General features: G+C 70.4%; 20 protein-coding genes. 17 read left to right on the plus strand and 3 right to left on the minus strand.

Annotation, left to right across the window (positions count from 1 at the left end; translation table 11 throughout):
- The 3 genes from ED92_RS31485 (at window position 1) to ED92_RS31495 (ending at window position 2,978) form a co-directional block, all read left to right on the plus strand.
- The gene (locus ED92_RS31485; protein WP_037344759.1) at window positions 1-243 is read left to right on the plus strand and encodes a hypothetical protein; all 243 of its coding nucleotides are present in this window, start codon (window positions 1-3) and stop codon (window positions 241-243) included.
- Window positions 244-690: 447 nt separating this feature from the next.
- Window positions 691-1,743 (plus strand): NlpC/P60 family protein, encoded by a 1,053-nt coding sequence (locus tag ED92_RS31490; RefSeq protein WP_200882765.1) that lies wholly within the window; start codon window positions 691-693, stop codon window positions 1,741-1,743.
- Window positions 1,744-1,820: 77 nt separating this feature from the next.
- The gene (locus ED92_RS31495; RefSeq protein WP_199755070.1) at window positions 1,821-2,978 is read left to right on the plus strand and encodes a glycosyltransferase family 4 protein; all 1,158 of its coding nucleotides are present in this window, start codon (window positions 1,821-1,823) and stop codon (window positions 2,976-2,978) included.
- Window positions 2,979-2,982: 4 nt separating this feature from the next.
- Here the strand turns inward: ED92_RS31495 and ED92_RS31500 are convergent, their stop codons facing one another.
- The gene (locus ED92_RS31500; protein WP_037344762.1) at window positions 2,983-3,606 is read right to left on the minus strand and encodes a uridine kinase; all 624 of its coding nucleotides are present in this window, start codon (window positions 3,604-3,606) and stop codon (window positions 2,983-2,985) included.
- A 124-nt stretch (window positions 3,607-3,730) separates the two neighbouring features.
- Here ED92_RS31500 and ED92_RS31505 point away from each other — a divergent pair, with 124 nt between their 5' ends.
- The 10 genes from ED92_RS31505 (at window position 3,731) to ED92_RS31545 (ending at window position 15,535) form a co-directional block, all read left to right on the plus strand.
- The gene (locus ED92_RS31505; protein ID WP_016336029.1) at window positions 3,731-4,084 is read left to right on the plus strand and encodes an SRPBCC domain-containing protein; all 354 of its coding nucleotides are present in this window, start codon (window positions 3,731-3,733) and stop codon (window positions 4,082-4,084) included.
- Between the two features lie 24 nt (window positions 4,085-4,108).
- On the plus strand, window positions 4,109-5,308 hold the full coding sequence (locus tag ED92_RS31510) for a cytochrome P450 (RefSeq protein ID WP_037344764.1): 1,200 nt from the start codon (window positions 4,109-4,111) through the stop codon (window positions 5,306-5,308).
- A 25-nt stretch (window positions 5,309-5,333) separates the two neighbouring features.
- A complete protein-coding gene (locus ED92_RS31515) occupies window positions 5,334-6,614 on the plus strand; it encodes an adenosylmethionine--8-amino-7-oxononanoate transaminase (RefSeq protein WP_037344766.1) in 1,281 nt (426 codons plus the stop codon).
- 239 nt (window positions 6,615-6,853) lie between these two features.
- Complete coding sequence (locus ED92_RS31520) at window positions 6,854-9,106, plus strand: bifunctional SulP family inorganic anion transporter/carbonic anhydrase (protein WP_037344769.1); 2,253 nt, start codon at window positions 6,854-6,856, stop codon at window positions 9,104-9,106.
- A gap of 305 nt (window positions 9,107-9,411) precedes the next feature.
- Window positions 9,412-11,610 (plus strand): bifunctional SulP family inorganic anion transporter/carbonic anhydrase, encoded by a 2,199-nt coding sequence (locus ED92_RS31525; protein WP_152611084.1) that lies wholly within the window; start codon window positions 9,412-9,414, stop codon window positions 11,608-11,610.
- A gap of 49 nt (window positions 11,611-11,659) precedes the next feature.
- On the plus strand, window positions 11,660-12,382 hold the full coding sequence (bioD, locus tag ED92_RS31530) for a dethiobiotin synthase (protein WP_037344772.1): 723 nt from the start codon (window positions 11,660-11,662) through the stop codon (window positions 12,380-12,382).
- A gap of 84 nt (window positions 12,383-12,466) precedes the next feature.
- Window positions 12,467-13,483, plus strand: a complete 1,017-nt coding sequence (bioB, locus tag ED92_RS31535) for a biotin synthase BioB (protein WP_037344773.1) — start codon at window positions 12,467-12,469, stop codon at window positions 13,481-13,483.
- Window positions 13,470-13,673: a hypothetical protein gene (locus ED92_RS42120; protein WP_081809725.1), complete on the plus strand. Its 204-nt coding sequence runs from the start codon at window positions 13,470-13,472 to the stop codon at window positions 13,671-13,673. Before bioB ends, ED92_RS42120 begins: the two co-directional genes overlap by 14 nt.
- 149 nt (window positions 13,674-13,822) lie before the next feature.
- On the plus strand, window positions 13,823-14,428 hold the full coding sequence (locus ED92_RS31540) for a DUF2567 domain-containing protein (protein ID WP_037344774.1): 606 nt from the start codon (window positions 13,823-13,825) through the stop codon (window positions 14,426-14,428).
- Between the two features lie 48 nt (window positions 14,429-14,476).
- Window positions 14,477-15,535, plus strand: coding sequence for a M48 family metallopeptidase (locus tag ED92_RS31545; protein ID WP_037344775.1), 1,059 nt, complete (start codon window positions 14,477-14,479; stop codon window positions 15,533-15,535).
- A gap of 79 nt (window positions 15,536-15,614) precedes the next feature.
- Here the strand turns inward: ED92_RS31545 and ED92_RS31550 are convergent, their stop codons facing one another.
- On the minus strand, window positions 15,615-16,331 hold the full coding sequence (locus ED92_RS31550; protein WP_037344777.1) for an LON peptidase substrate-binding domain-containing protein: 717 nt from the start codon (window positions 16,329-16,331) through the stop codon (window positions 15,615-15,617).
- Between the two features lie 40 nt (window positions 16,332-16,371).
- Entirely contained in the window at window positions 16,372-17,007 is a 636-nt protein-coding gene (locus ED92_RS31555; RefSeq protein ID WP_016336019.1) for an NUDIX domain-containing protein, read from the minus strand.
- A gap of 115 nt (window positions 17,008-17,122) precedes the next feature.
- On the opposite strand from ED92_RS31555, the gene nadA reads away from it, so the two are divergent.
- From nadA to ED92_RS31575, 4 genes are read left to right on the plus strand one after another with little or no spacing between them, the layout of a single operon-like run.
- Window positions 17,123-18,133 carry a quinolinate synthase NadA gene (gene nadA / locus ED92_RS31560; RefSeq protein WP_037344779.1) on the plus strand — a complete coding sequence of 337 codons (1,011 nt, stop codon included), beginning with the start codon at window positions 17,123-17,125 and terminating at the stop codon, window positions 18,131-18,133.
- Window positions 18,130-19,785 carry an L-aspartate oxidase gene (locus ED92_RS31565; RefSeq protein ID WP_081975968.1) on the plus strand — a complete coding sequence of 552 codons (1,656 nt, stop codon included), beginning with the start codon at window positions 18,130-18,132 and terminating at the stop codon, window positions 19,783-19,785. The genes nadA and ED92_RS31565 overlap by 4 nt, the downstream gene beginning before the upstream one ends.
- A complete protein-coding gene (nadC, locus tag ED92_RS31570; RefSeq protein WP_037344781.1) occupies window positions 19,782-20,672 on the plus strand; it encodes a carboxylating nicotinate-nucleotide diphosphorylase in 891 nt (296 codons plus the stop codon). Before ED92_RS31565 ends, nadC begins: the two co-directional genes overlap by 4 nt.
- Window positions 20,673-20,718: 46 nt before the next feature.
- Entirely contained in the window at window positions 20,719-21,888 is a 1,170-nt protein-coding gene (locus ED92_RS31575; protein ID WP_037344783.1) for a S8 family serine peptidase, read from the plus strand.
- Window positions 21,889-21,928: the final 40 nt, after the last annotated feature.

Consider the following 21,928-nt stretch of genomic DNA (forward strand, 5'->3'; position numbering starts at 1 on the left):
ATGGACGACAAGGCCATCGCCGATATAGCCGACATAGAGACGCTCGTCATCGATTGCGACCGGTGCGCGGTCCGCGGTGACGCATGTCATGACTGCGTCGTCAGCGTCCTCCTCGGCGCGCCGCTCGCGCTCGAATGGGACGCCGACGAGCGGAAAGCGGTCGACGCGCTCGCCGAAGCCGGGATGGTCCCGCGCCTCCGGATGGTCGAGATCGTGGAGCAGGAGCGCCGGAAAACGGCCTGAGGACACGCCTCGACCGGGGTATTCGACGAGTGGTCGATCCGATCGGGTGAACGGTAGGTAGTCGTGATCGGCCCCAGGTTGTAACGCCCGTCACACCTTTCCGCTCATGCTGGTCCGAAGGTGTTTCGGCGCATCACGGAGAGTTTTTGCGCTTGCCATGGTGGACGCGGTGCCCGTGGTTTCGTAACCTGTCCGAGATCTCGTGGCCGGAAGTCGTCGCCAGACGGCGACACGGGATCGCCACTGAGGCAGCTTTGTCGGGGAGCTGCACCGGAACCAGCCACGCGCCAAACCTGTTGCGATAGCACTCGGCCAGGCGCGAGGCGGGAAACGCGGGGAACCGCGCGGACCTCACGGTCGGCGTCGCGGCTTCGCGGAAGAGGGCCCCCGACCTCTTCGTCCCGGGTTCCGAGTCGGTGGCCGACAGCAAAGGAGACACGCGCGACCGTGCAGTCGCATCCAGTCAAGCGCGTGGTGTCAGGAGCTTTGGCCGCGGCCGCGGTGATCACCGCGGTGACAGTGGCCCAGCCTTCAGCCACCGCTGCCCCAGGCCCCGCCCTCCAGCAGCCCCCGTCCGGTTCGGACGCCCTCGCCAAGTACCGCGACCTCGCGGCACAGGCCGAGAAGGCGAACGAAGACCTCCTCAAGGCGAAGGACGACCTCGCCGCGAAGCAGGGTGAGCTCGACAAGGCGACCGCCGACGCCGCCGCCGCCAAGGAGCTCGGTATCAAGGCGGCCGGTGACGAGAAGACCTTCCAGGCCGAGGTGAACAAGTTCGCCGGTGCCTCCTTCACCAGCGGTGTGCAGCTGAACAAGCTGTCGTCGCTGCTGTCGGGCGCGTCGACCCAGGACTTCCTGGAGCGTTCCTCGGCACTCGAGGTCCTCGCCGCGAACAAGAACACCGCTCTGACCAACCTGAGCGGTGCCGTCGCCCAGGCCGCGGCCGCGGCCAAGCAGGCGGCGGACGCCCAGAACACGGCCACCGCCGCCCGTGACACGGCCGCCAAGCTGACCACGGACATCGAGGCGCGCCAGAAGACGCTGAACGACCAGCTCAAGGAGATCGAGCGGGCCGGCGGCAACCTGAGCGCCTCGGATCGCAACGCCCAGAAGGACAAGGGCGGCGCGTTCCCCAACCTGCCCGCCCCGGGTCCCGCCGCGGCGGCGGCCCTCGCGGCCGCGAAGAGCAAGCTCGGCAGCCCGTACGGCTGGGGTGACACCGGACCGTCGTCCTTCGACTGCTCCGGTCTGATGCTCTGGGCGTACAAGCAGGCCGGTCTGACCCTGCCGCGGTCCAGCCGTCAGCAGTCGACCTTCGGCGCCCCGGTGCAGAGGTCGCAGCTCCAGCCGGGCGACCTGGTGTTCTACAACTCGCCGGTCTCGCACGTCGGCATGTACGTCGGCAACGGCATGATGGTGCACGCGCCGACCACCGGTGACGTCGTCAAGGTGTCGCCGCTGCAGAACAACTACGTCGGCGCCCGTCGCCCGACGGCCTGACGAACAGACGACAAGGGGCGGTACCGCGCGAGCGGTGCCGCCCCTTTCGCACGCGGAGGGCCAAGTAGCCTGCAGGGGTGCTGAGGACCCTGCTGGTGACCAACGACTTCCCGCCCCGGCCGGGCGGTATCCAGAACTACCTGAACTCGCTGGCCACCCGCCTGCCCGCCGACGACCTGGTCGTCTATGCCCCCTCCTGGGAATCGAGCACCGGCTCGCACGGCGAGTTCGACGCCGCCGCCCCGTTCGAGGTGGTGCGCCATCCGACGTCGCTGATGCTGCCGACCCCGGACGTGCTCAAGCGGGCGAAGGAGATCATGCGCGCCCGCGACTGCGAGGCCGTCTGGTTCGGCGCCGCGGCGCCGCTGGCGCTGCTGGGGCATCCGCTGCGCTCGGCGGGCGCGCGCCGGGTGCTGGCGTCGACGCACGGCCACGAGGTCGGCTGGTCGATGCTTCCTGGTTCACGGCAGGCACTGCGGCGGATCGGCGACACCGTCGACGTCGTCACCTACGTCAGCAAGTACACGCGTTCCCGCTTTTCGGCCGCTTTCGGCCCGATGGCGGGGCTGGAGATGCTCCCGTGCGGCGTGGACACCGCGCTCTACCGGCCGGATCCGGCCGCGGGCAAGGAGATCCGAGAGCGGCACGGGCTCGCCGACCGGCCGACGATCGTCTGTGTTTCGCGGCTGGTGCCGCGAAAAGGCCAGGACATGCTGATCAAGATCCTGCCCGAGCTCCGCAAGCGGATCCCGGACGTGGCGCTGCTGCTCGTCGGCGGCGGCCCCTACCGCAAGACGCTCACCGGGCTCGTCGGAGCGCTGGGGGTCGAAGACAGCGTCGTCATCACCGGATCGGTGCCGTGGAAGGAGTTGCCCGCGCACTACAACGCGGGCGACGTCTTCGCGATGCCGGCGCGGACGCGCGGGAAGGGGCTCGACGTCGAGGGTCTGGGCATCGTGTACCTGGAAGCCTCCGCGACCGGATTGCCGGTCGTCGCCGGGAATTCCGGCGGGGCGCCGGAAACGGTGCTGGACGAGGTCACCGGGCACGTCGTCGACGGCCGCGACGAGCAGCAGCTGAGGGAGACGCTGGCGGCGTTGCTGGCCGATCCGGTGCGGGCACGGCGGATGGGGGCCGCCGGTCGCGACTGGGTCGGCGAGAACTGGCGGTGGGACACCATGGCGAGCCGGCTTTCCGGCCTGCTCGACGGCGACCCCGTCGCGGCGGTGCGCTGAGGAATCAGGGTTCGTAGCGCGCCGGATGCTTCGGATCGTCGACGCGGATCACCACGTCCGACAGCGCCGACGGATCGACTTCCTGTTCGTAGCGCGCGTAAGCGGGAAGCGCCCAGGCGTCCGGCACCCGCCGCCTCAGCGCGCCGGGGGAGAGCCACAGATGCACGCTCAGGTCGAACGCGAGCCCCGCGCCGAACAGGAACTCCCCGTCCAGCAGGACGACGCCGCCCTCGGGCAGTTCAACGCGTTCGGCGCGCGTGGCGCGATCGCGGACCGGATCCCACAGCGACGGGAGGACGAGACCGCTGCCGTCCTCGGCGAGCGGGTCGAGCACTTCGCGTCGCAGGGCGCCGAGGTCGAGCCAGTCGCTGTAGCGCGAGTCCGGATCCTCTTTTCCGCGTTCGAAGCGCAGTGAAGCGGGGCGCAGGAAGTCGTTCGCCGAGATCCGCAACACCGCGTGACCGGCGATCCGCAGGGGATCGACCAGGGCGTCGGCGAGTTCTGTGGTGTTGGTCGCACCGGCCGCGCCGTCGACGGCGACCGCGATCCGGCGGCGGCCCGTGATCGAGGCGATGCGTTCGGTCAGTTCGGACACCAGCAGAGCGGGAGAAATCGGACGGTAGCGCACGGGAAGACATCCTCCACCCGGACCGGTGACTGCCGCACGGTACACCCGATGGGATGATGGCCCGGTGACCAAGACAACGGCCAAAACAGCCGGAAGTGGTTGGCAGGTAGGCGTTTCCCAGACGGTGCCGTACAGCGGCACCCAGGTGTGGGACTTCCTGGTCGGACGCGAGGGTGTGGGCATCTGGCTCGGTCCGGGCGCCGAACTCGGCCACGAGCTGGGCGCGGCGTACGAGACGGCCAACGGGACGACCGGCGAGATCCGCGGCCGCTCCGAAGGCGACAAGCTCCGGCTGACCTGGCGCCCGAAGGACTGGGACCACGACTCGACCCTGCAGATCACGGTGAGCGGCACCGACCAGAAGACCACGCTCCGTTTCCACCAGGAATGGCTCGCGGGCGCCGACGAACGCGAGGAACAGCGGGCATACTGGACCGAAGTGACCGAGCGAGTCGTGGCCGCGCTGGCCGAACGCTGACCGGCGCGCCGGGGAGGCGTACCGATGGGGGAACCGAAGAACCTGGAGTGGGATCTCGTCCAGGAACCACACCGGGTTTCGGCGCTGCTGCGCGAAGAGGGCCCGGCCCGCAAGGTCCGCCTGCCGCGCGGCCTCGAGGCCTGGATCGTCACCGGATACGCCGAAGCCCGCGCGATCCTCGCGGATTCCCGCGTGGGCAAGGATCCGGCGGCCATCCAGCGGCTCTTCGAACGTGACGGCTTCGTCTCGGCTGCTGACAGCGCCGTACGCGCGCTCGGCGCGCACATGCTCAACTCGGATCCGCCGGACCACACCCGGTTGCGCAGACTGGTCAATCAGGCCTTCACCTCGCGTACGGTTTCCCGGCTGCGGCCGAGGATCGAGCAGATCACCGCGGAACTGCTGGACGGCGTCGGCGACGCCGAGCGCGTCGACCTGCTGCCCGTTTTCGCCGTCCCGTTGCCGATCCGGGTGATCTGCGAACTGCTCGGCGTCCACGCGGGCGACCAGCCGGCGTTCGCGACCTGGTCGAACACGATGGTCGCCTGGTCGACGCCGGAGGAACTCCAGGCCGCGGCCGCGAAGATGCACGCGTACCTCGTCGACCTCATCGAAGAGAAACGCGCCGAGCCCGCCGAAGACCTGCTTTCGGGCCTGATCCACGCCAGCGACGAAGGCGATTCGCTCGCCGCGGACGAGTTGCTGGCCATGGCGTTCCTGCTGCTGGTGGCCGGGTTCGAGACGACGGTCAACCTGATCGCGAACAGTGTCTTGGCGCTGCTTCGCGAGCCGGAACAGCTGGCCGCCCTGCGCGCCGATCCCACGCTGCTGCCCGGCGCGGTCGAGGAGTTCCTGCGCTACGACGGCGCGATCCACCTGGCGACCATCCGGTTCACCAAGGAAACCGTGTCCGTCGGCGAAGTCGAGATCCCGGCGGGTGAGTTCGTCCTCGTCTCCCTGCTCGGCGCGAACCGGGACGCCGGACGCTTCGAAGAACCGCACCGCCTGGACGTCACCCGCTCGGCGGCGGGGCATCTCGCGTTCGGGCACGGCATCCACCACTGCGTCGGCGCCCCGCTGGCCCGTCTGGAGGCCGAGATCGCCTTGCGCGGGTTGCTGGAGCGGTTCCCCGGCCTCGGCTTGGACGCCGAGCCGGAAACGTTGCGGTGGCGGGAAAGCACCCTGGTCCACGGGCTGGAGACCCTCCCTGTGCGCCTGCGCTGAGGAGGGCGTGTCGTAGGGTCGCCGGATGGACGCCGCCGAACTCCTCGCGCTCGACGCGGAACACGTCTGGCACCCGTACGGGCCGATGCCGAGCACGATCGACTCCCTGCTGGTCCGCGAGGCGAGCGGGGTCCGGCTCACCCTCGACGACGGCCGCGAACTGGTCGACGGCATGTCGTCCTGGTGGGCGGCGATCCACGGCTACCGGAACCCGGTGCTGGACGCGGCGCTGGCGGAGCAGGCGGGCCGGATGAGTCACGTGATGTTCGGCGGGCTCACCCACGAACCGGCCATCAGGCTGGCCAAGACGCTGGTCGACCTCGCGCCGGAGGGGTTGCGGCACGTCTTCCTGTGCGACTCCGGTTCGGTGTCGGTCGAGGTCGCCGTCAAGATGTGCCTGCAGTACTGGCAGTCGGTGGGGCGCAAGGAAAAGCGGCGCCTGATGACCTGGCGCGGCGGCTACCACGGCGACACCTTCACGCCGATGAGCGTCTGCGACCCCGAGGGCGGGATGCACTCGCTGTGGCGCGGGATCCTGCCGGACCAGCTGTTCCTGCCCAAACCGCCCGGCGGTTTCGCCGACGAGCCGGATCGGGACTACCTCGATCTGCTCGCCACCGAGATCGAGCGGCACGCGGGCGAACTGGCCGCGATCATCGTCGAGCCGGTCGTGCAAGGTGCCGGCGGAATGCGGTTCCACCCGCCCGCGTACCTGCGCGCGCTGCGCGAGATCACCGAAGCGAACGACGTCCTGCTCATCTTCGACGAGATCGCCACCGGTTTCGGCCGCACCGGCCGGATGTTCGCCGCCGAGCACGCCGGGGTCACGCCCGACGTCCTGTGCCTCGGCAAGGCGCTGACCGGTGGGTACCTGACGATGGCGGCGGCGCTGTGCACGCCGGAGATCGCCGACGGTATCTCGCGCGGTGAGCTGCCCGTGCTGGCACACGGCCCGACGTTCATGGCGAATCCGCTGTCCTCGGCCGTCGCCAACGCCTCGCTGGGGATCCTGGCCGAAGGCGGCTGGAAGTCCGACGTCCCGCGGATCGAGGCCGCGCTGAAGGCCGGGCTCGAACCGGCTCGCGAGCTGCCCGCGGTCGCCGATGTGCGGGTGCTCGGCGCCATCGGCGTGATCGAACTGGACCATCCCGTGGACATGGCGGTGGCGACGGAGGTCCTCACCGGGAACGGGGTCTGGCTGCGCCCGTTCCGGAACCTGATCTACACGATGCCGCCCTACATCTCCGAGGCGGAAGACCTCGTCGCGATCACTTCCGCAATGGTCTCGGCCGCACAAAAAGCGTAAAAACGGCAAAGTTCAGCCCAAAGAGTGTGACAGCGGCCACAGCAATCCGGAGAGGCCACGCTCGGTACAGAGCGTGGTCGCGAGTTGATCTTGGTCAAGCGAACGGGCGAGTCCGATCGGGGTCCTTCTCGGGTGCTTTGCCCTGAAAGGGCGGTATGCCCTAGTTCGCGGGCGCACAAGCAAACCTGAGAAACCTTTGCGTAGCGGACTTTTGCGCGCCGATCGGGTTTCCTGCCCCCATGATCGACATCGTTGGTGACGAGCACGACACCGGGCCTCCGGGCCGCCGCAACCCCGCATCGACCCTCCTGAAGAACCTTCGCCACGACGTTCCGGCTTCGGTCGTCGTCTTCCTCGTGGCCGTCCCGCTTTCGCTCGGCGTCGCCCACGCCGCCGGAGCCCCCTTGCTCGCCGGACTCGTCTCCGCCGTCGTCGGCGGGATCGTCGCGAGCTTCTTCGGCGCCTCCGCCCTCCAGGTCAGCGGTCCCTCCGCCGCGCTGACCATCGTCATCGCGGAGACCATCGCCTCCTTCGGCTGGGCCGCCACCTGCGCGATGACCGCCGCGGCGGGCGTGGTCCAGATCCTCTTCGGCCTCACCCGCGTCGCGCGGGCGACGCTGGCGATCTCGCCCGCGATCGTGCACGGCCTGCTCGCCGGGATCGGCCTGATCCTCGTCCTCGGCCAGTTGCACGTGGTGCTGGGCGGTGTGGCGCGGAGTTCCACGATCGAGAACATCCTCGCGCTGCCGGGCCGGATCGTCGGCCACCACGACCAAGCGGCGCTGGTCGGCGTGGTCACCGTCGGTGTCCTGCTGGCGTGGACCCGGCTGCCGCGTTCGGTGCGCCGCGTCCCCGGCCCGCTGGCCGCCGTCGCGCTGGCGACCGGCCTTTCCGTCGCGGCGGGGATGGACCTGCCGCGCGTCGACCTCCCGAACGGGCTGCCGGGGCTGGGTTTCGTCCCCCAGGCGCCGTCCGGATCCGTGGCGGCGATCATCGCCGCCGTCCTCTCCATCGCGCTCATCGCCAGCCTGGAGAGCCTGCTGTCCGCCGTCGCCATCGACAAACTCCGCGACGGGCCGCGCACCGACCTCAACCGCGAACTGGTCGGCCAGGGCCTCGCGAACGTCGCCGCCGGTTCGCTCGGTGGCTTCCCGGTCACCGGCGTCGTCGTGCGCACCATGACCAACTTCGAAGCGGGCGCCCGCACCCGGATGTCGGCGATCCTGCACAGCGTCTGGATCCTCGGCTGCTGCCTGTTCCTGGCGGGCGCGCTGCGGCTGATCCCGCTCGCGGCGCTCGCCGGTCTCCTCGTCCACGTCGGCGCGAAACTGGTCAACCTCACCAATCTCCGCGAGGTCCGCCGCCACGGCGACCTGCCGGTCTATCTCGCGACCCTGCTCGGCGCGGTCGCCGTCAACCTGCTGACCGGCGTCGCCGCGGGGATCGCGGTGGCGCTCGCCTTGATGCTGCGCCGGATGTTGTTCTCCGGGATCCACGTCGAGCGGGACGGCTCGCGCACCCGCGTCGTCATCGAGGGCGCGCTCACTTTCCTTTCCGTGCCAAGGCTCACGACCGTCCTGGCCGAAGTCCCCGAGCGGGCGGAGGTGACGCTGGAGCTGTTCGTCGACTACCTCGACCACGCCGCATTCGACTGCCTGCGCGGCTGGCAGCGCGCGTACGAACGCGCCGGGGGAACGGTGATCGTTGACGAGATCGGGCATCCGTGGTTCGAACGCGGCAAGGCTGGCGTGCCGACCGTGCGCCGCGGCGTCGCGTCCCGGGTGGTGCCGCGCTGGCTGGCGCCGTGGTCGCAATGGCAGGCCGAACATCTCGAACTGCCGAGCCAGCGCGGCGGCAGTGTCCCGTTGTGCCGCGGCACTTCGGAGTTCCAGCGGCGGACGGCGCCGTTGCTGCGGAGCACTTGGGACGGGCTGGCGAACGGGCAACAGCCGCATACGCTCTTCATCACCTGTGGCGACGCGCGGATCGTGCCGAACCTGATCACCACGAGCGGACCGGGCGATCTGTTCACCGTGCGGAACATCGGGAATCTGGTCCCGCGCGCGGAAGCGGATTTCTCGGTGGGGGCGGCGATCGAGTACGCCGTCGGGCTGCTGCGGGTGCGGGAAGTAGTGGTGTGCGGGCATTCCGGCTGTGGCGCGATGAAGGCGTTGCTCGGGGACGCGCCCGACGGCCTCGCGCACCTCGGCGGCTGGCTCCGCCACGGCGAGGCGACCATGCGGCGCCGGGAAAGCGAAGGGCCGGTGCTGCTCGACGGCGAACGACCGGCGCACGAAGGCGATCGGCTCGCGCTGCACAACGTGGTGCAGCAGCTGGAAAACCTGCGCTCGTACCCGGTGGTCGACGCCGCGCTGGCGCGGGGGGAACTGCGGCTGACGGGGATGTACTTCGACGTCGGGAAGGCGAACGTGTACCTGCTCGACGAAGCGCTGCGGTCGTTCACGTCGGCGGCGGCCCCGGTGAAGTCCTGAGGCAGGGCGATCACGCGTGATCGGAGACCGATCTCGCGTGATCAGAGGCGTAACTCGCGTGATCGCGCGAGTTACGCCTTCAATCACGCGAGAGCCGGCTTCAATCACGCGAGATCGGGGTATGGGTTGACCGGGCGCCCAACCGATATTTCCCAGGATTCGGGACCAGGTAAGGCTTTTCGCAACGCGGGAGACATCTCCGGGCAACGAATCGGGGCGAAAGTGGGCCACGCCACCCGTCCGTAGGGTGATATTCACTCGATCAGGTGGTGCATATCGGACAATTCACCAGTTTCCTGGTGATCATGCTGGTGTCCACGAAAAAGCCCCTCGCCGTGCTTCGTCACGACCTGCCCGCCTCGTTGGTGGTGTTCCTCGTCGCCGTCCCGCTTTCCCTCGGGATCGCTCTCGCGTCAGGGGCGCCGATCGTCGCGGGGCTGATCGCCGCCGTGGTGGGAGGTGTGGTCGCCGGAGCCCTCGGCGGCTCCGCGCTTCAGGTCAGCGGCCCGGCCGCCGGCCTGACGGTGATCATGGCCGAGACCATCGCGACCTTCGGCTGGGCGACCACCTGCGCGATCACCGTCGCCGCGGGCGCGCTGCAGATCCTGCTGGGGCTGAGCCGGATCGCCCGCGCGGCGCTCGCCATCTCGCCGGCCATCGTCCACGGCATGCTGGCCGGGATCGGCGTCACGATCGTCCTCGGCCAGCTCCATGTCGTGCTGGGTGGATCGGCGCAGAGCTCGGCGCTCGAGAACATCGCGCAACTGCCCGCGCAGATCGTCGGCCACCACGACACCGCCGCGCTGATCGGCGTGCTCACCATCGGCATCCTGCTCGTGTGGCCGCGGCTGCCCAAGGCCGTCCGCAAGGTGCCCGGCCCGCTCGCCGCGATCGCGCTGGTGACCGTGCTTTCCGTCGCCACCGCGATGACGTTGCCGCGCGTCAACCTGCCGGGTGACCTGCTCAACATCCGCTTCGCCCCCGAATTCCCGGACACCGGCTGGGGCGCGTTCGCCGTCGCGGTGGTCACCATCGCCCTGATCGCGAGCGTGGAAAGCCTGCTGTCGGCCGTCGCCGTCGACAAGATGCACACGGGGCCGCGGTCGAACCTCGACCGCGAACTGATCGGCCAGGGCGCCGCGAACATGACTTCCGGCGCGCTCGGCGGCCTCCCGGTCACCGGGGTGATCGTCCGCAGTTCGACCAACGTCGCCGCCGGCGCCCGCACCCGGGCGTCCGCGATCCTGCACGGCGTCTGGATCCTGGTGTTCGTCGCCGCGTTCGCCGGGCTCATCCAGAACATCCCGCTGGCCGCGCTGGCCGGTCTGCTCGTCCACGTCGGCGCGAAACTGGTGAACCCCGGCCATATGAAGCAGGTCCTCAAACACGGCGACCTGGGGCTGTACCTGGTGACGCTCGCCGGTGTCGTCGTCTTCGACCTGCTCACCGGCGTCCTGCTCGGTATCGCGCTTTCGGTGCTGCTGATGCTGCGTCGCACGGTGTGGTCCGGGATCCACGCCGAGCGCGACGGCGGCGAATGGCGCGTCGTCGTCGAGGGCGTCCTGACGTTCCTTTCCGTGCCGAGGCTCAGCCGTGTGCTCGCGACCGTGCCCGACGGTGCGAAGGTGACCCTGGAACTGGTCGTCGACTACCTCGACCACGCAGCCTTCGAGAGCCTGTCGAACTGGCAGCAGGGCCATGAACGCGCCGGCGGCACGGTGATCGTCGACGAGGTCGGGCATCCGTGGTTCGCCAAGGGCAAGTCCGGCGACCCCACGCTGACCCGGACGGCGGCGGCGCGGTCGGTGCCGCGGTTCCTCGCGCCGTGGTCCGACTGGCAGGCCAAGGACGTCGAACTGCCCGGACAGCGCGGCGGGCCCACCCTGCGTGGGGCGACCGAGTTCCAGCGGCGCACGGCCGCGCTCATGCAGCCGGCGCTCAGCAAACTGGCGGGCGGCCAGTCGCCGCACACCCTGTTCATCACCTGCGGGGACGCGCGGATCGTGCCGAACATGATCACCACGAGCGGTCCCGGCGACCTGTTCACCGTGCGCAACATCGGGAACCTGGTGCCCGCCCGCCGGGCCGATCCGTCGATGGGCGCCACCGTCGAGTTCGCCGTCGGCGTGCTGAAGGTGCGCGAGATCGTGGTCTGCGGTCATTCCGGCTGCGGCGCGATGCAGGCGCTGGCCACCGGAGCCCCGGACGGCGCGCCGATGCTGGCCTCCTGGCTGCGGCACGCCGAGCCGAGCGCGCACCGCGACGCCACGGTAACCCTCGACGGCGAACGCCCGGACACCGAGGTCGACCGGCTGGCGCTCAAGAACGTGCTGCAGCAGCTGGAGCACCTGCGGCACTATCCGCTGATCGCCGAGGCGGAGGCACGCGGCGAGCTGCACCTGACCGGGATGTACTTCGACGTCGGGGCGGCGCAGGTCTACCTGTCGGACGAGGGGAGCCCGTCGTTCACCCCGGTCGGGGCCGTCACCACATCCGGGGGCTAACGGAAGCCGTTCAGCGGGACTCGATTCCGACCCACTAGATTCATCGCACGTGAGCATGCTGGTCATGACCGGCACCGGTACGGGTGTCGGCAAGACGATCTCCACCGCCGCCATCGCCGCTCTGGCCGCCGGTCAGGGCCAGCGTGTCGCCGTGCTGAAACCCGCGCAGACCGGAGTGGGCCCGGACGAGGCGGGCGACCTCTCCGACGTCCTCCGCCTCGCCGGCCCGGTCACCACCCGCGAGCTGCGGAGGTACCCGGATCCGCTGTCGCCGGAGGCGGCGGCCAGGCTTTCGGGACTGCCGACGCTCGCCCCGAGCGAGATCGCCGCCGCGGCGAGCGATCTCGACGGCGACCACGACCTGACCCTCATCGAGGGCGCGGGCGGGCTGCTGGTCCGGTTCGACGCCGACGGGGCCACGCTGGCCGACGTCGCGTGGTCGCTGGGCGCGCTGGTCATCATCGTCGCCGAGGCCGGGCTGGGCACGCTCAACGCGACCGCCCTGACCGCCGAGGTCGCCACCAAACGCGGGCTGACCGTGGCCGGGGTGATCATCGGATCCTGGCCGGACGAGCCGGATCTGGCGGCGGTGTCGAATCTGCGTGACCTGCCGGTCGCCGCCGGGGCCCCGTTGCTGGGCGTGCTGCCCGCCGGGCTGGGCACGGCCGGACCCGAGGAGTTCGCCGACCGGGCCAAGGCGGGTCTCTCGCCGTGGTTCGGCGGGGAGTTCGACCCGGAATGCTTCGTCGGCCGCGCGTCGGCGCAGAAGTGACCTGCGTCGCTGTGGCCGAGCCGCCCGGTCATGCACGATGATGTGCCTTCGCTTCACCGCCCCACCCCGAACAGGAGCCGCCTCGTGACCACTGCCCCGGAGACCGTCGACATCCTCGCCGTGGCGCGTGACCAGGTCCTCGAGCGCGGTGTGGGGCTCGGCGAGGAGCAGATCCTCGAAGTCCTGCGGCTCGACGACGAGCACCTGACCGACTTGCTGGCGCTGGCCCACGAGGTCCGGATGCGCTGGTGCGGCCCCGAGGTCGAGGTCGAGGGCATCATCAGCCTCAAAACCGGCGGCTGCCCGGAGGACTGCCACTTCTGCTCGCAGTCCGGCCGGTTCCCGACGCCGGTGCGGTCGGCGTGGCTGGACATCCCCGGCCTGGTCAAGGCCGCCCGCCAGACCGCCGAGACCGGCGCGACCGAGTTCTGCATCGTCGCCGCCGTCCGTGGCCCCGACAAGCGGCTGCTCTCGCAGGTCCGTGAGGGGATCAAGGCCATCCGCGAGGACGGCAACGACATCCAGATCGCCTGCTCGCTCGGCATGCTCACCCAGGAGCAGGTCGACGAACTCGTCGAGATGGGCGTGCACCGCTACAACCACAACCTGGAGACCGCGCGCTCGCATTTCGCGAACGTCGTCACCACGCACACGTGGGAAGAGCGCTGGGAGACCCTGCGCATGATCCGCGAGGCGGGTATAGAGGTCTGCTGCGGCGGCATCATCGGCATGGGGGAGAGCATCGAGCAGCGCGCCGAGTTCGCCGCGCAGCTGGCCGAGCTGAACCCGGACGAGTGCACGATGAACTTCCTCATCCCGCAGCCGGGTACGCCGTACGAGGGCTACGAGGTCGTCGAGGGCAAGGACGCGCTGCGTACGGTGGCCGCGTTCCGGCTGGCGATGCCCCGCCCGCTGCTCCGCTTCTCCGGCGGCCGTGAGCTGACCTTCGGCGACCTGGGCACGAAGCAGGGCATGCTCGGCGGTATCAACGCGATCATCGTCGGCAACTACCTGACCAACCTCGGCCGCCCGGCCACCGCGGATCTGGCGATGCTCGAAGAGCTGAAGATGCCGGTGAAGGCGATCAGTGACGTCCTCTGACCCGGCGGCGTACTGCGTCCACTGTGGACAGACGTCCGACGGTGGCGCGGAACATCCGGCCTGCCACAACCCCAGAACGGCACTCGAGCCGCCGCGGTACTGCACGTACTGCGCGCGGCGGATGGTCGTCCAGATCACCCCGGTCGGCTGGACGGCCCGGTGCAGCCGTCACGGTGAACTCGCCGGCTGACTTCCGCATTTCGTCCTCTGGATGCGGTAGTTGCACGCGCAAGCATCGCGTTCAGAGGACGAAACGCGGGGCGATGTGTGCCGGGTCGCGTGCGCAGGGGGCGTCATTGGTTACGCTCTGCACAAGCAGCTCGAGGGAGGAGTCCGGGGTTGGGCGAGACGACGGGTAAACCGGCGCACCTGTCTTCCAGCGTGCCCGACCCCTGGTCGGTGCCGGTGCTGCCGAGGCCACGCCGCCCGTTCCCCAAGGTCGTCGTCAAGGCCGATCTGCTGCCGGCGGTCAGCGTCCTGTCCACGGCGGGGCTGCTCGGCTTCCCGCTGGCCTGGCTGTGGGCGCGGCTCGCGCCGCCCCAGCGGATGCGGGTGATCAACGACCACGGCGGCCTCGCCCCGCTGGAGCTGGAGAGCTGGCACCGTTTCGACGACCTCGCCGTCTACGGTTTCCTCGCGCTCGGCGCCGGGCTGCTGATCGGCGTCGTGACCTGGCTGCTGCGGGAACGCCGCGGGCCGGTCGTGCTGATCGCCGCGACCGGCGGCGCGACCCTCGCGGGCTGGCTGGGGACCACGATGGGCGTTTCGTTCGCCAACGGCCGCTACGAGATCGGCGCGGCGCCCGCCGTCGGCGACGTCATCGCGAAGGCACCGCAGATCGAATCCCCGTGGATCATGCTCGCCGCGCCGTTGATGACGACGCTGGCGTACACGCTGCTGACCGCGTGGAACGGACGGGAAGACCTGGGCCGCCGCCTCGGCTGACGGATTTCCTCTAGGGTGGGCCGGGACACATCTCTAGGGGGCTTTCTCTTGACCGACGACATCGAGGTTTCCCGGCACAACGCCGTCCGCTTCCCGGGTATCAGCCCGCGCGCGTACGAACACCCCGTCGATCGCGGCGCACTGGCCACCCTGCGCGCCGTTCCGGGGTTCGCGCAGGTCGTGAAGGCGGTTTCCGGTTTCTACGCCGAACGCGGCGAGCGGCTCATGGCGCTCGCGTCCGCGATCCGGGTCGGCCCGAAGCAGTATCCGGAGCTGGACAGGCTGCGCCACGAATGTGCCGAAACCCTCGACCTCGACCGCGTGCCGAACCTGTTCGTCGCCCGCAGTCCCGAGGTCAACGCGCAGACGATCGGCATGGACGAGCCGTTCATCGTGCTCAACACCGCGGCCGTCGAGGCGATGGACCTCGCGTCGCTGCGGTTCGTGATCGGGCACGAGATGGGGCACGTGCTGTCCGGGCACGCGGTGTACCGCACGATCATGATCCGGCTGATCGGCCTGCAGATGTCGATGTCGTGGACGCCGGTGAGCGCCATCGGCATCCGCGTCGTCATCGCGGCGCTGCGCGAGTGGTACCGCAAGGCCGAACTGTCCTGCGACCGCGCCGGGCTGCTGTGCTCGCAGGATCCGACGGCGGCGCTGCGCTCGCAGATCCTGGTCGCGGGCGGGATCGACCCGTCGAAGATCGACATCCCGGCGTTCCTGCAGCAGGCGTCGGAGTACGAGTCGGTCGACGACATCCGCGACAGCTATCTGAAGTTGCGTTACGTCGAGACGATGTCGCATCCGCTGGCCGTCGTGCGTGCCGCCCAGTTGCAGAAGTGGGCCGCGTCCGAGGAGTACCGGGGGATCCTGGCCGGCGAGTACCCGCGCCGCGACGAGGACGCGCCTTCGTCCACCTGGACCGACGACCTGAAGTCGGCCGCGAAGTCGTACAAGGACTCCTGGAACAGCTCGACCGACCCGCTGACGAAGGTGTTCAGCGACGTCGGCGAGGCGGTGTCCGGGGCGGCGGGCAAGGTGTGGAGCAAGTTCGGTACCGGCAACGGGTCGGACGAGGGGTCTTCTTCGGAGTCGGGCAAGTAGCGCTTCGCGGATGTCATGAAAGGGCCGTTCAGGACGTTTCTTGTCCTGAACGGCCCTTTCATGACACGGGAGCGGCGGCTCAGTTCAGGTTCGACGGGCGGGTGAACTCGCCGAGTTCCCCCGGCGGCATCGGGACCGCGCCCAGCGTGCTCAGGAACCCGGCCTCCCGCGTCAGCAGGCGGCACGCGATCCGCAGCCGCCGCAGCGGGTTGGTCTCCTCCAGCAGGCGCTGCCGGTCCTCCAGCGGGAGCAGGCAGTCGGCGGTGAGCCGGTAAGCGAGCGCCGCGATGTCGCCGTCCTCGGGCGGGGTGGTCCAGTCTTCGTCGTTCCAGGCGGACTCGCAGTAGCGCCGGTGCGCGGCCTTCGCGACGTCGGCGAGCCTGGTCACGGTGTCGCCATGCACCGTGGCGACGCGGTCGTCGGGTACCCATTCGACCGAGCCGATCAGGTACGGCGCGGAAACGCGGTCGATCTCCAGCAGCCGGAACCGGCGCCGCGCGGTGGTGACGACGTCGAATCTGCCGTCCGGCAGCCGTTTCGCCTCGCGCAACACCGTGCTGCAGCCGAACTCGTGGACGTGTTCGGGCCCGCTGACCTCCCTGATCATCGCCGAACGCAGCGCGACCACTCCGAATTCGCGGTCCGGGACGACTTCGGCGACGAGGTCGGCCATCAGCTGCCGGTACCGCGGTTCGAAGATGTGCAACGGAAGGTGTGTTCCGGGCAGAAGCACGGTCTGTAGCGGGAACAGCGGCAAGATCGCCTTCCCGGTGGACTCCTCGCTCGGCTCGGTCACCCGTTCAAGGTACGGGGACCGGGAGGAGTTCGCAGGACGGTCACTTCCCGGTGGGCGGACGGAACACCGCGAACGGGTCGGTGATCTGCATCCCCTTGCCCGCGAAGGAGAACAGCGCCGCCGGACGGCCGCCGCTGCGTCCGGGCGGAGCGGTGTGGCCGGTGGGCAGGAGCAGCCCGCGCCGGGACAGCACACGCTGTAGGTTCGTCGCGGACACGCGGTAACCCAGCGCAGCCGAGTACAGCCTCCGCAACGCCGAAACGGTGAACTCTTCCGGGGCGAGCGCGAAGCCGAGGTTCGTGTAGCAGAGCTTCGAGCGGAGCCGGTCCCGCGCGCGCAGGACGATGGACTCGTGGTCGAACGCCGTCCGGGGGAGCTCGGAAACGTCGTGCCACTCGGTGTCTTCGGGGATCTCGGGGTCCACATCGGACGGTACGAGGCCGAGGAACGCCGTCGCGACGACGCGGGGGCCCGGCACCCGGTCCGGCGCGCTGAAGACCGCCAATTGCTCCACATGCTTCAGCTGGCGTACGTCGACCTTCTCCGCGAGCTGCCGCCGGATGGACGCCTCGACGTCTTCATCCGGGCGAAGCCTGCCGCCGGGAAGGGACCAGCGACCGAGGTGCGGATCGAGCGCGCGCCGCCACAGCAGGACCCGGAGTGTGTCCGAGCGCACTTGAAGGACCGCTCCCAAAACCTCGTGGGCGAGGGGGGTCTGGGTGTTAAGATGACTTCGCACGGTTTTCGATTATAAGGCGAAAACCGGAGACAGGTCCAGGAGGGCCAGAACGATGACGAGCACTCTGCAGAACGACTTGACCCCGTACGGTGGCGTGGTCGCCGACGCGGCTTGGGCGGAGGAGGTGCGCAGCCTCGCGCGCAAACGCGACGCCGTCCTGCTCGCGCACAACTACCAGGTCCCCGAGATCCAGGACATCGCCGATTTCACCGGCGACTCCCTCGCGCTCAGCCGTATCGCGGCGAGCAGTGACGCGTCGACCATCGTCTTCTGCGGCGTGCACTTCATGGCCGAGACGGCGAAGATCCTGGCGCCGGAGAAGACGGTCCTGATCCCGGACGCGCGGGCGGGCTGCTCGCTGGCGGACTCGATCACCGGCGACCAGCTCCGTGCCTGGAAGGCCGAGCACCCCGGCGCGGTCGTCGTGTCGTACGTGAACACCACGGCCGAGGTCAAGGCGGAGACCGACATCTGCTGCACGTCGTCGAACGCCGTCGACGTGGTCGCCTCCATCCCCGCTGACCAGGAGGTTCTCTTCCTGCCGGACCAGTTCCTCGGCGCGCACGTCAAACGCGTGACCGGCCGGGAGAACATGCACATCTGGGCCGGGGAGTGCCACGTGCACGCCGGGATCAACGGCGCCGAGCTGGCCGAGCGGGCTTCGGAGAACCCGGACGCCGATCTGTTCATCCACCCGGAATGCGGCTGCGCGACCTCGGCGCTGTACCTGGCGGGCGAAGGCGCCGTCGCCCCCGAGCGGGTCAAGATCCTCTCGACCGGCGACATGGTCCACGCCGCCCGCGACACCAAGGCGAAGTCGGTCCTCGTGGCCACCGAGATCGGGATGATCCACCAGCTGCGCAAGGCCGCGCCGGAGATCGACTTCCGCGCGGTGAACGACCGGGCGTCCTGCCGGTACATGAAGATGATCACGCCGGCCGCCCTGCTGCGGTCGCTGCGCGAGGGTGCCGACGAGGTCCACGTCGACGCCGAAACCGCCGCCCGTGCCCGCGCTTCCGTGCAGCGCATGATCGAGATCGGGCAGCCTGGCGGCGGAGAATGACCGACCCGGTTACCGCTCTCCAGGCGAAAACCCACCCGGTCTGGGAGGCCGCCGCCGATCTCGTGGTGATCGGCAGCGGGGTGGCCGGGCTCACTGCCGCGCTGCGTGCGCACGAGCTCGGCCTGCACGTCCTGGTGGTCACCAAGGCGACGGTCTCCGACGGCAACACCCGCTGGGCGCAGGGCGGTATCGCGGTCGTGCTGGAGGGCGAGCACGAGCCGGGCGACTCGGTCGGCAAGCACGCCGAGGACACGCTCACCGCCGGTGCCGGGCTGTGCGACGAGAACGCCGTCCGGTCGATCATCGCCGGCGGCCCGGCCGCGGTGGCCCGGCTGCGGGCCGAGGGGGCGCGCTTCGACCCCACGGCCGAGGGGCGGCCCGAACTGGCCCGCACACGGGAAGGCGGGCACAGCGCGTTCCGCGTCATCCACGCGGGTGGGGACGCGACCGGCGCGGAGGTCGAGCGGACGCTGGTCGCGACGGCCGGAGGACGGCGGGTCCCGGTGCTGGAGCACCACATCGCCGTCGACGCGATCCGCACGCCCGCGGGCGAGGTCGTCGGGGTGACCGTCCTGGACCACAACGGCGTGCCCGGCGTCGTCCGGGCGTCCGCGGTGCTGCTGGCCAGCGGCGGACTGGGGCAGCTTTACCAGGCGACGTCGAATCCTGAGCTCGCCACGGGGGACGGGCTGGCGCTGGCGTTGCGCGCGGGCGCGCAGGTCGCGGACGTCGAGTTCGTCCAGTTCCACCCGACGGTCCTGTTCACGCCCGGCGCGCGTGGCCGGCTCCCGCTGGTCACCGAGGCGGTGCGCGGCGAGGGCGCGACCCTGCACGACGCGACGGGTGCCTCGGTGATGCGCGGGGTCCACCCGCTCGGGGATCTCGCGCCACGGGATGTCGTTTCCGCGGCCATCACGCGCCGCATGGTGCAGGCGCCCGGCGGCGTCGACGACCACGTCTTCCTCGACGCCACCGGGATTTCCGGCTTCGCCAAAAGGTTCCCGACCGTGCACGCGGCGTGCGCGGCGATCGGGCTGGACCCGGCGAAGGAGCCGATCCCGGTCACGCCCGCGGCGCATTTCGCGTGCGGCGGTGTGGTGACCACTGTGGACGGACGGTCCGGTGTTCGCGGTCTCTACGCCGCGGGCGAGGTCGCGAGGACGGGGCTGCACGGCGCGAACCGCTTGGCCTCCAACAGTTTGCTCGAAGGTCTGGTGGTCGGGCAGCGGGTGGCGGAAGCGGTCGCCATCGACCTCGCCGCCGGCCTGCTGGGTGATCCGCGCCGCGGTGTGCTCCTGCCTCCGGTGAAGGCCCCGGTGGCCGATCGGGACGCGCTGCAGCGGGCGATGAGCCGGTACGCCGCCATCGGCCGCGACGCCGAAGGGCTGTCGGTCGTCGGCTCGGTGCTGGATCTTTCGGTGATCGAGAGTCCTTTGTGGACGCCAAAGACCGTTGAGGACGCGGCGCTCACCTTGGTGGCGGAGGCCTTGGTCGCGGCGGCCGCGCGCAGGACGGAGTCCCGCGGCTGCCACGTACGGACCGATTTCCCCGAACGCGACGACGACGTCTGGCAGCGCGGTCAGCTCATCCGGCTCAGCCCGTCGGGGCAGCCGGTGCTGGCCGATCCGATCGCTTTGGAGGGTGTGGCATGAGCGAATTCTCCCCGTGGGTGGTCAAGGCGCTGGCCGATCACGGCCTGGACGTCGCCGACGTGCGGCGCGTCGTCACGACGGCGCTGGCCGAGGATCTGCGGTACGGGCCCGACGCGACGACGAACGCCATCGTGCCCGAATCCGCGCGTGCGCTGGCCGAACTCACGCCGAGGACGGCCGGGGTGGTCGCCGGGATCCCGGTGGCGCTGGCGGTGTTCGACGTCGTGCTCGGTTCGAGCCTGGAGATCCTGGCCGCCCGTGACGACGGCGATCGGCTGACCGCCGGTGAGCCCGCGCTGGTCGTGCGCGGTCCGGTGCGGGGCCTGCTCACCGCCGAACGCACCGCGCTGAACCTGCTGTGCCACCTGTCCGGTATCGCCACCGCGACCGCCGCCTGGGTGGCCGCGGTGGAGGGAACCGGTTGCCGGGTCAGGGATTCCCGCAAGACGCTGCCCGGGCTGCGGTTGCTGGAGAAGTACGCCGTCCGCGCGGGCGGCGGGGTGAACCACCGGCTCGGGCTCGGCGACGCGGTGCTGATCAAGGACAACCACGTGGTCGCCGCCGGTTCGGTGACCGCCGCGCTCGCCGCCGCGCGCGAGCACGCGCCCGAACTGCACTGCGAGGTCGAGGTCGACGATCTGGCCCAGCTGGAGGAGGCGCTCACCGCGGGCGCCGACGAGGTACTGCTGGACAACTTCACGCCCGACGAATGCGCGAAAGCGGTCGACCGGCGCGACGAGGTTTCCCCGAAGACCCGCCTGGAATCCTCGGGCGGTCTGCGGCTCGACGTCGCGCGGGCGTACGCGGAGTCCGGTGTGGACTTCCTCGCCGTCGGGGCGCTCACGCATTCCTCACCCGCACTCGACCTCGGGATGGACCTGCGCTGACCTCCGGCACTAGAATTCCCTTGTGTGACAAGGGGATTCTGGAGGAATGGTGGGCTTTGCCGGTAAAAGTGCCGTCGCGGGATGCGCCGGTTTCATGGCACTGCTCGGCACCCCCGTCCCGTCGACGGCGGTCGCCGAGCAGTGCGCCAACCCGACGGGCACCTACACCGCGGCCGTTCCGTGGGGCCAGCGGCTGATCGATCCCGTGCGGCTCTGGCCGCTGTCCCGCGGCACCGGCCAGCTGGTCGCGGTGATCGGCACCGGCGTCGACGGCGGCAACGGTCAGTTCGCGCCGGGGCAGCTGCTCGGCGGGCAGGGCACCGAGGCCGAAGACTGCGACGGCCGGGGCACGATCGCCGCCGGGATCGTCGGCGCGCAACCGAATCCGTCCACGACGTTCACCGGCATCGCGCCCGGTGCCAAGATCCTGCCGATCCGCTACACCCAGGTGAACGGCGGCGGCGATCCCGGGCAGCTCGCGGGCGCCATCGAAACGGCGCTGAACCGCGGCGCCGGGATCATCCTCATCGCTGTCCCGGCCGCTTCCGACAGCCCCGCGCTGACCGGCGCCGTCTCACGCGCCAAGGAAAAGGGCGCGCTGATCGTCTCGCCCGCCGCGGGGACCCAGCAGGGCCAGACGTCGTACCCGACGGCCACACCGGGTGTGCTCGCCGTGGGTTCGACTAACCAGGCGGGGGAGGCCGTGCAGACGGAATCCGGTTCGTACGTGGGGATTTCCGCGCCCGGCGCCGAACTGGTCAGCACGTCCGCCGGCGCGGGCGGGACGGTGGCGCACCGGTGGCCAGTAAGCGATCCGAGCCTGGCCGCCGCGCATGTCGCCGGGGTCGCCGCGCTCGTGCGCGCGTATCACCCCGAGCTGTCGCCGGAGCAGGTCGTCGCGCGGCTGACGCTGACCGCGCACCGCGGTCCGAGCGGTGGACACGATCCCCGCCGGGGCTGGGGCGCGATCGACGCCTACGCCGCCGTTTCCGCCTCGATCCCGGCCGGTACGCCCGGCCCGGGAGGACCGCCGAGCGTCGGTCCGGACACCTTCGTGGTCCCCGCGGCGGCTCCGGCACCCACCAGTGCGGACAAGGTTTCGGGTGTGCTCGCCATCGCCGGGGTGGCCCTCGCCATCGCGGCGGGCGTCGTGGTGGCCGCGGTGCGGCGGGGCAAGCGCCGGGGCTGGAAACCTTCGCGATTCCGCGCCTCGTGAGCGGCAGCGGTGTACTGGGGGACACCGCCACCGCTCACGA

This window comes from Amycolatopsis sp. MJM2582 (assembly GCF_000754115.1).
Taxonomy (GTDB): domain Bacteria; phylum Actinomycetota; class Actinomycetes; order Mycobacteriales; family Pseudonocardiaceae; genus Amycolatopsis; species Amycolatopsis japonica.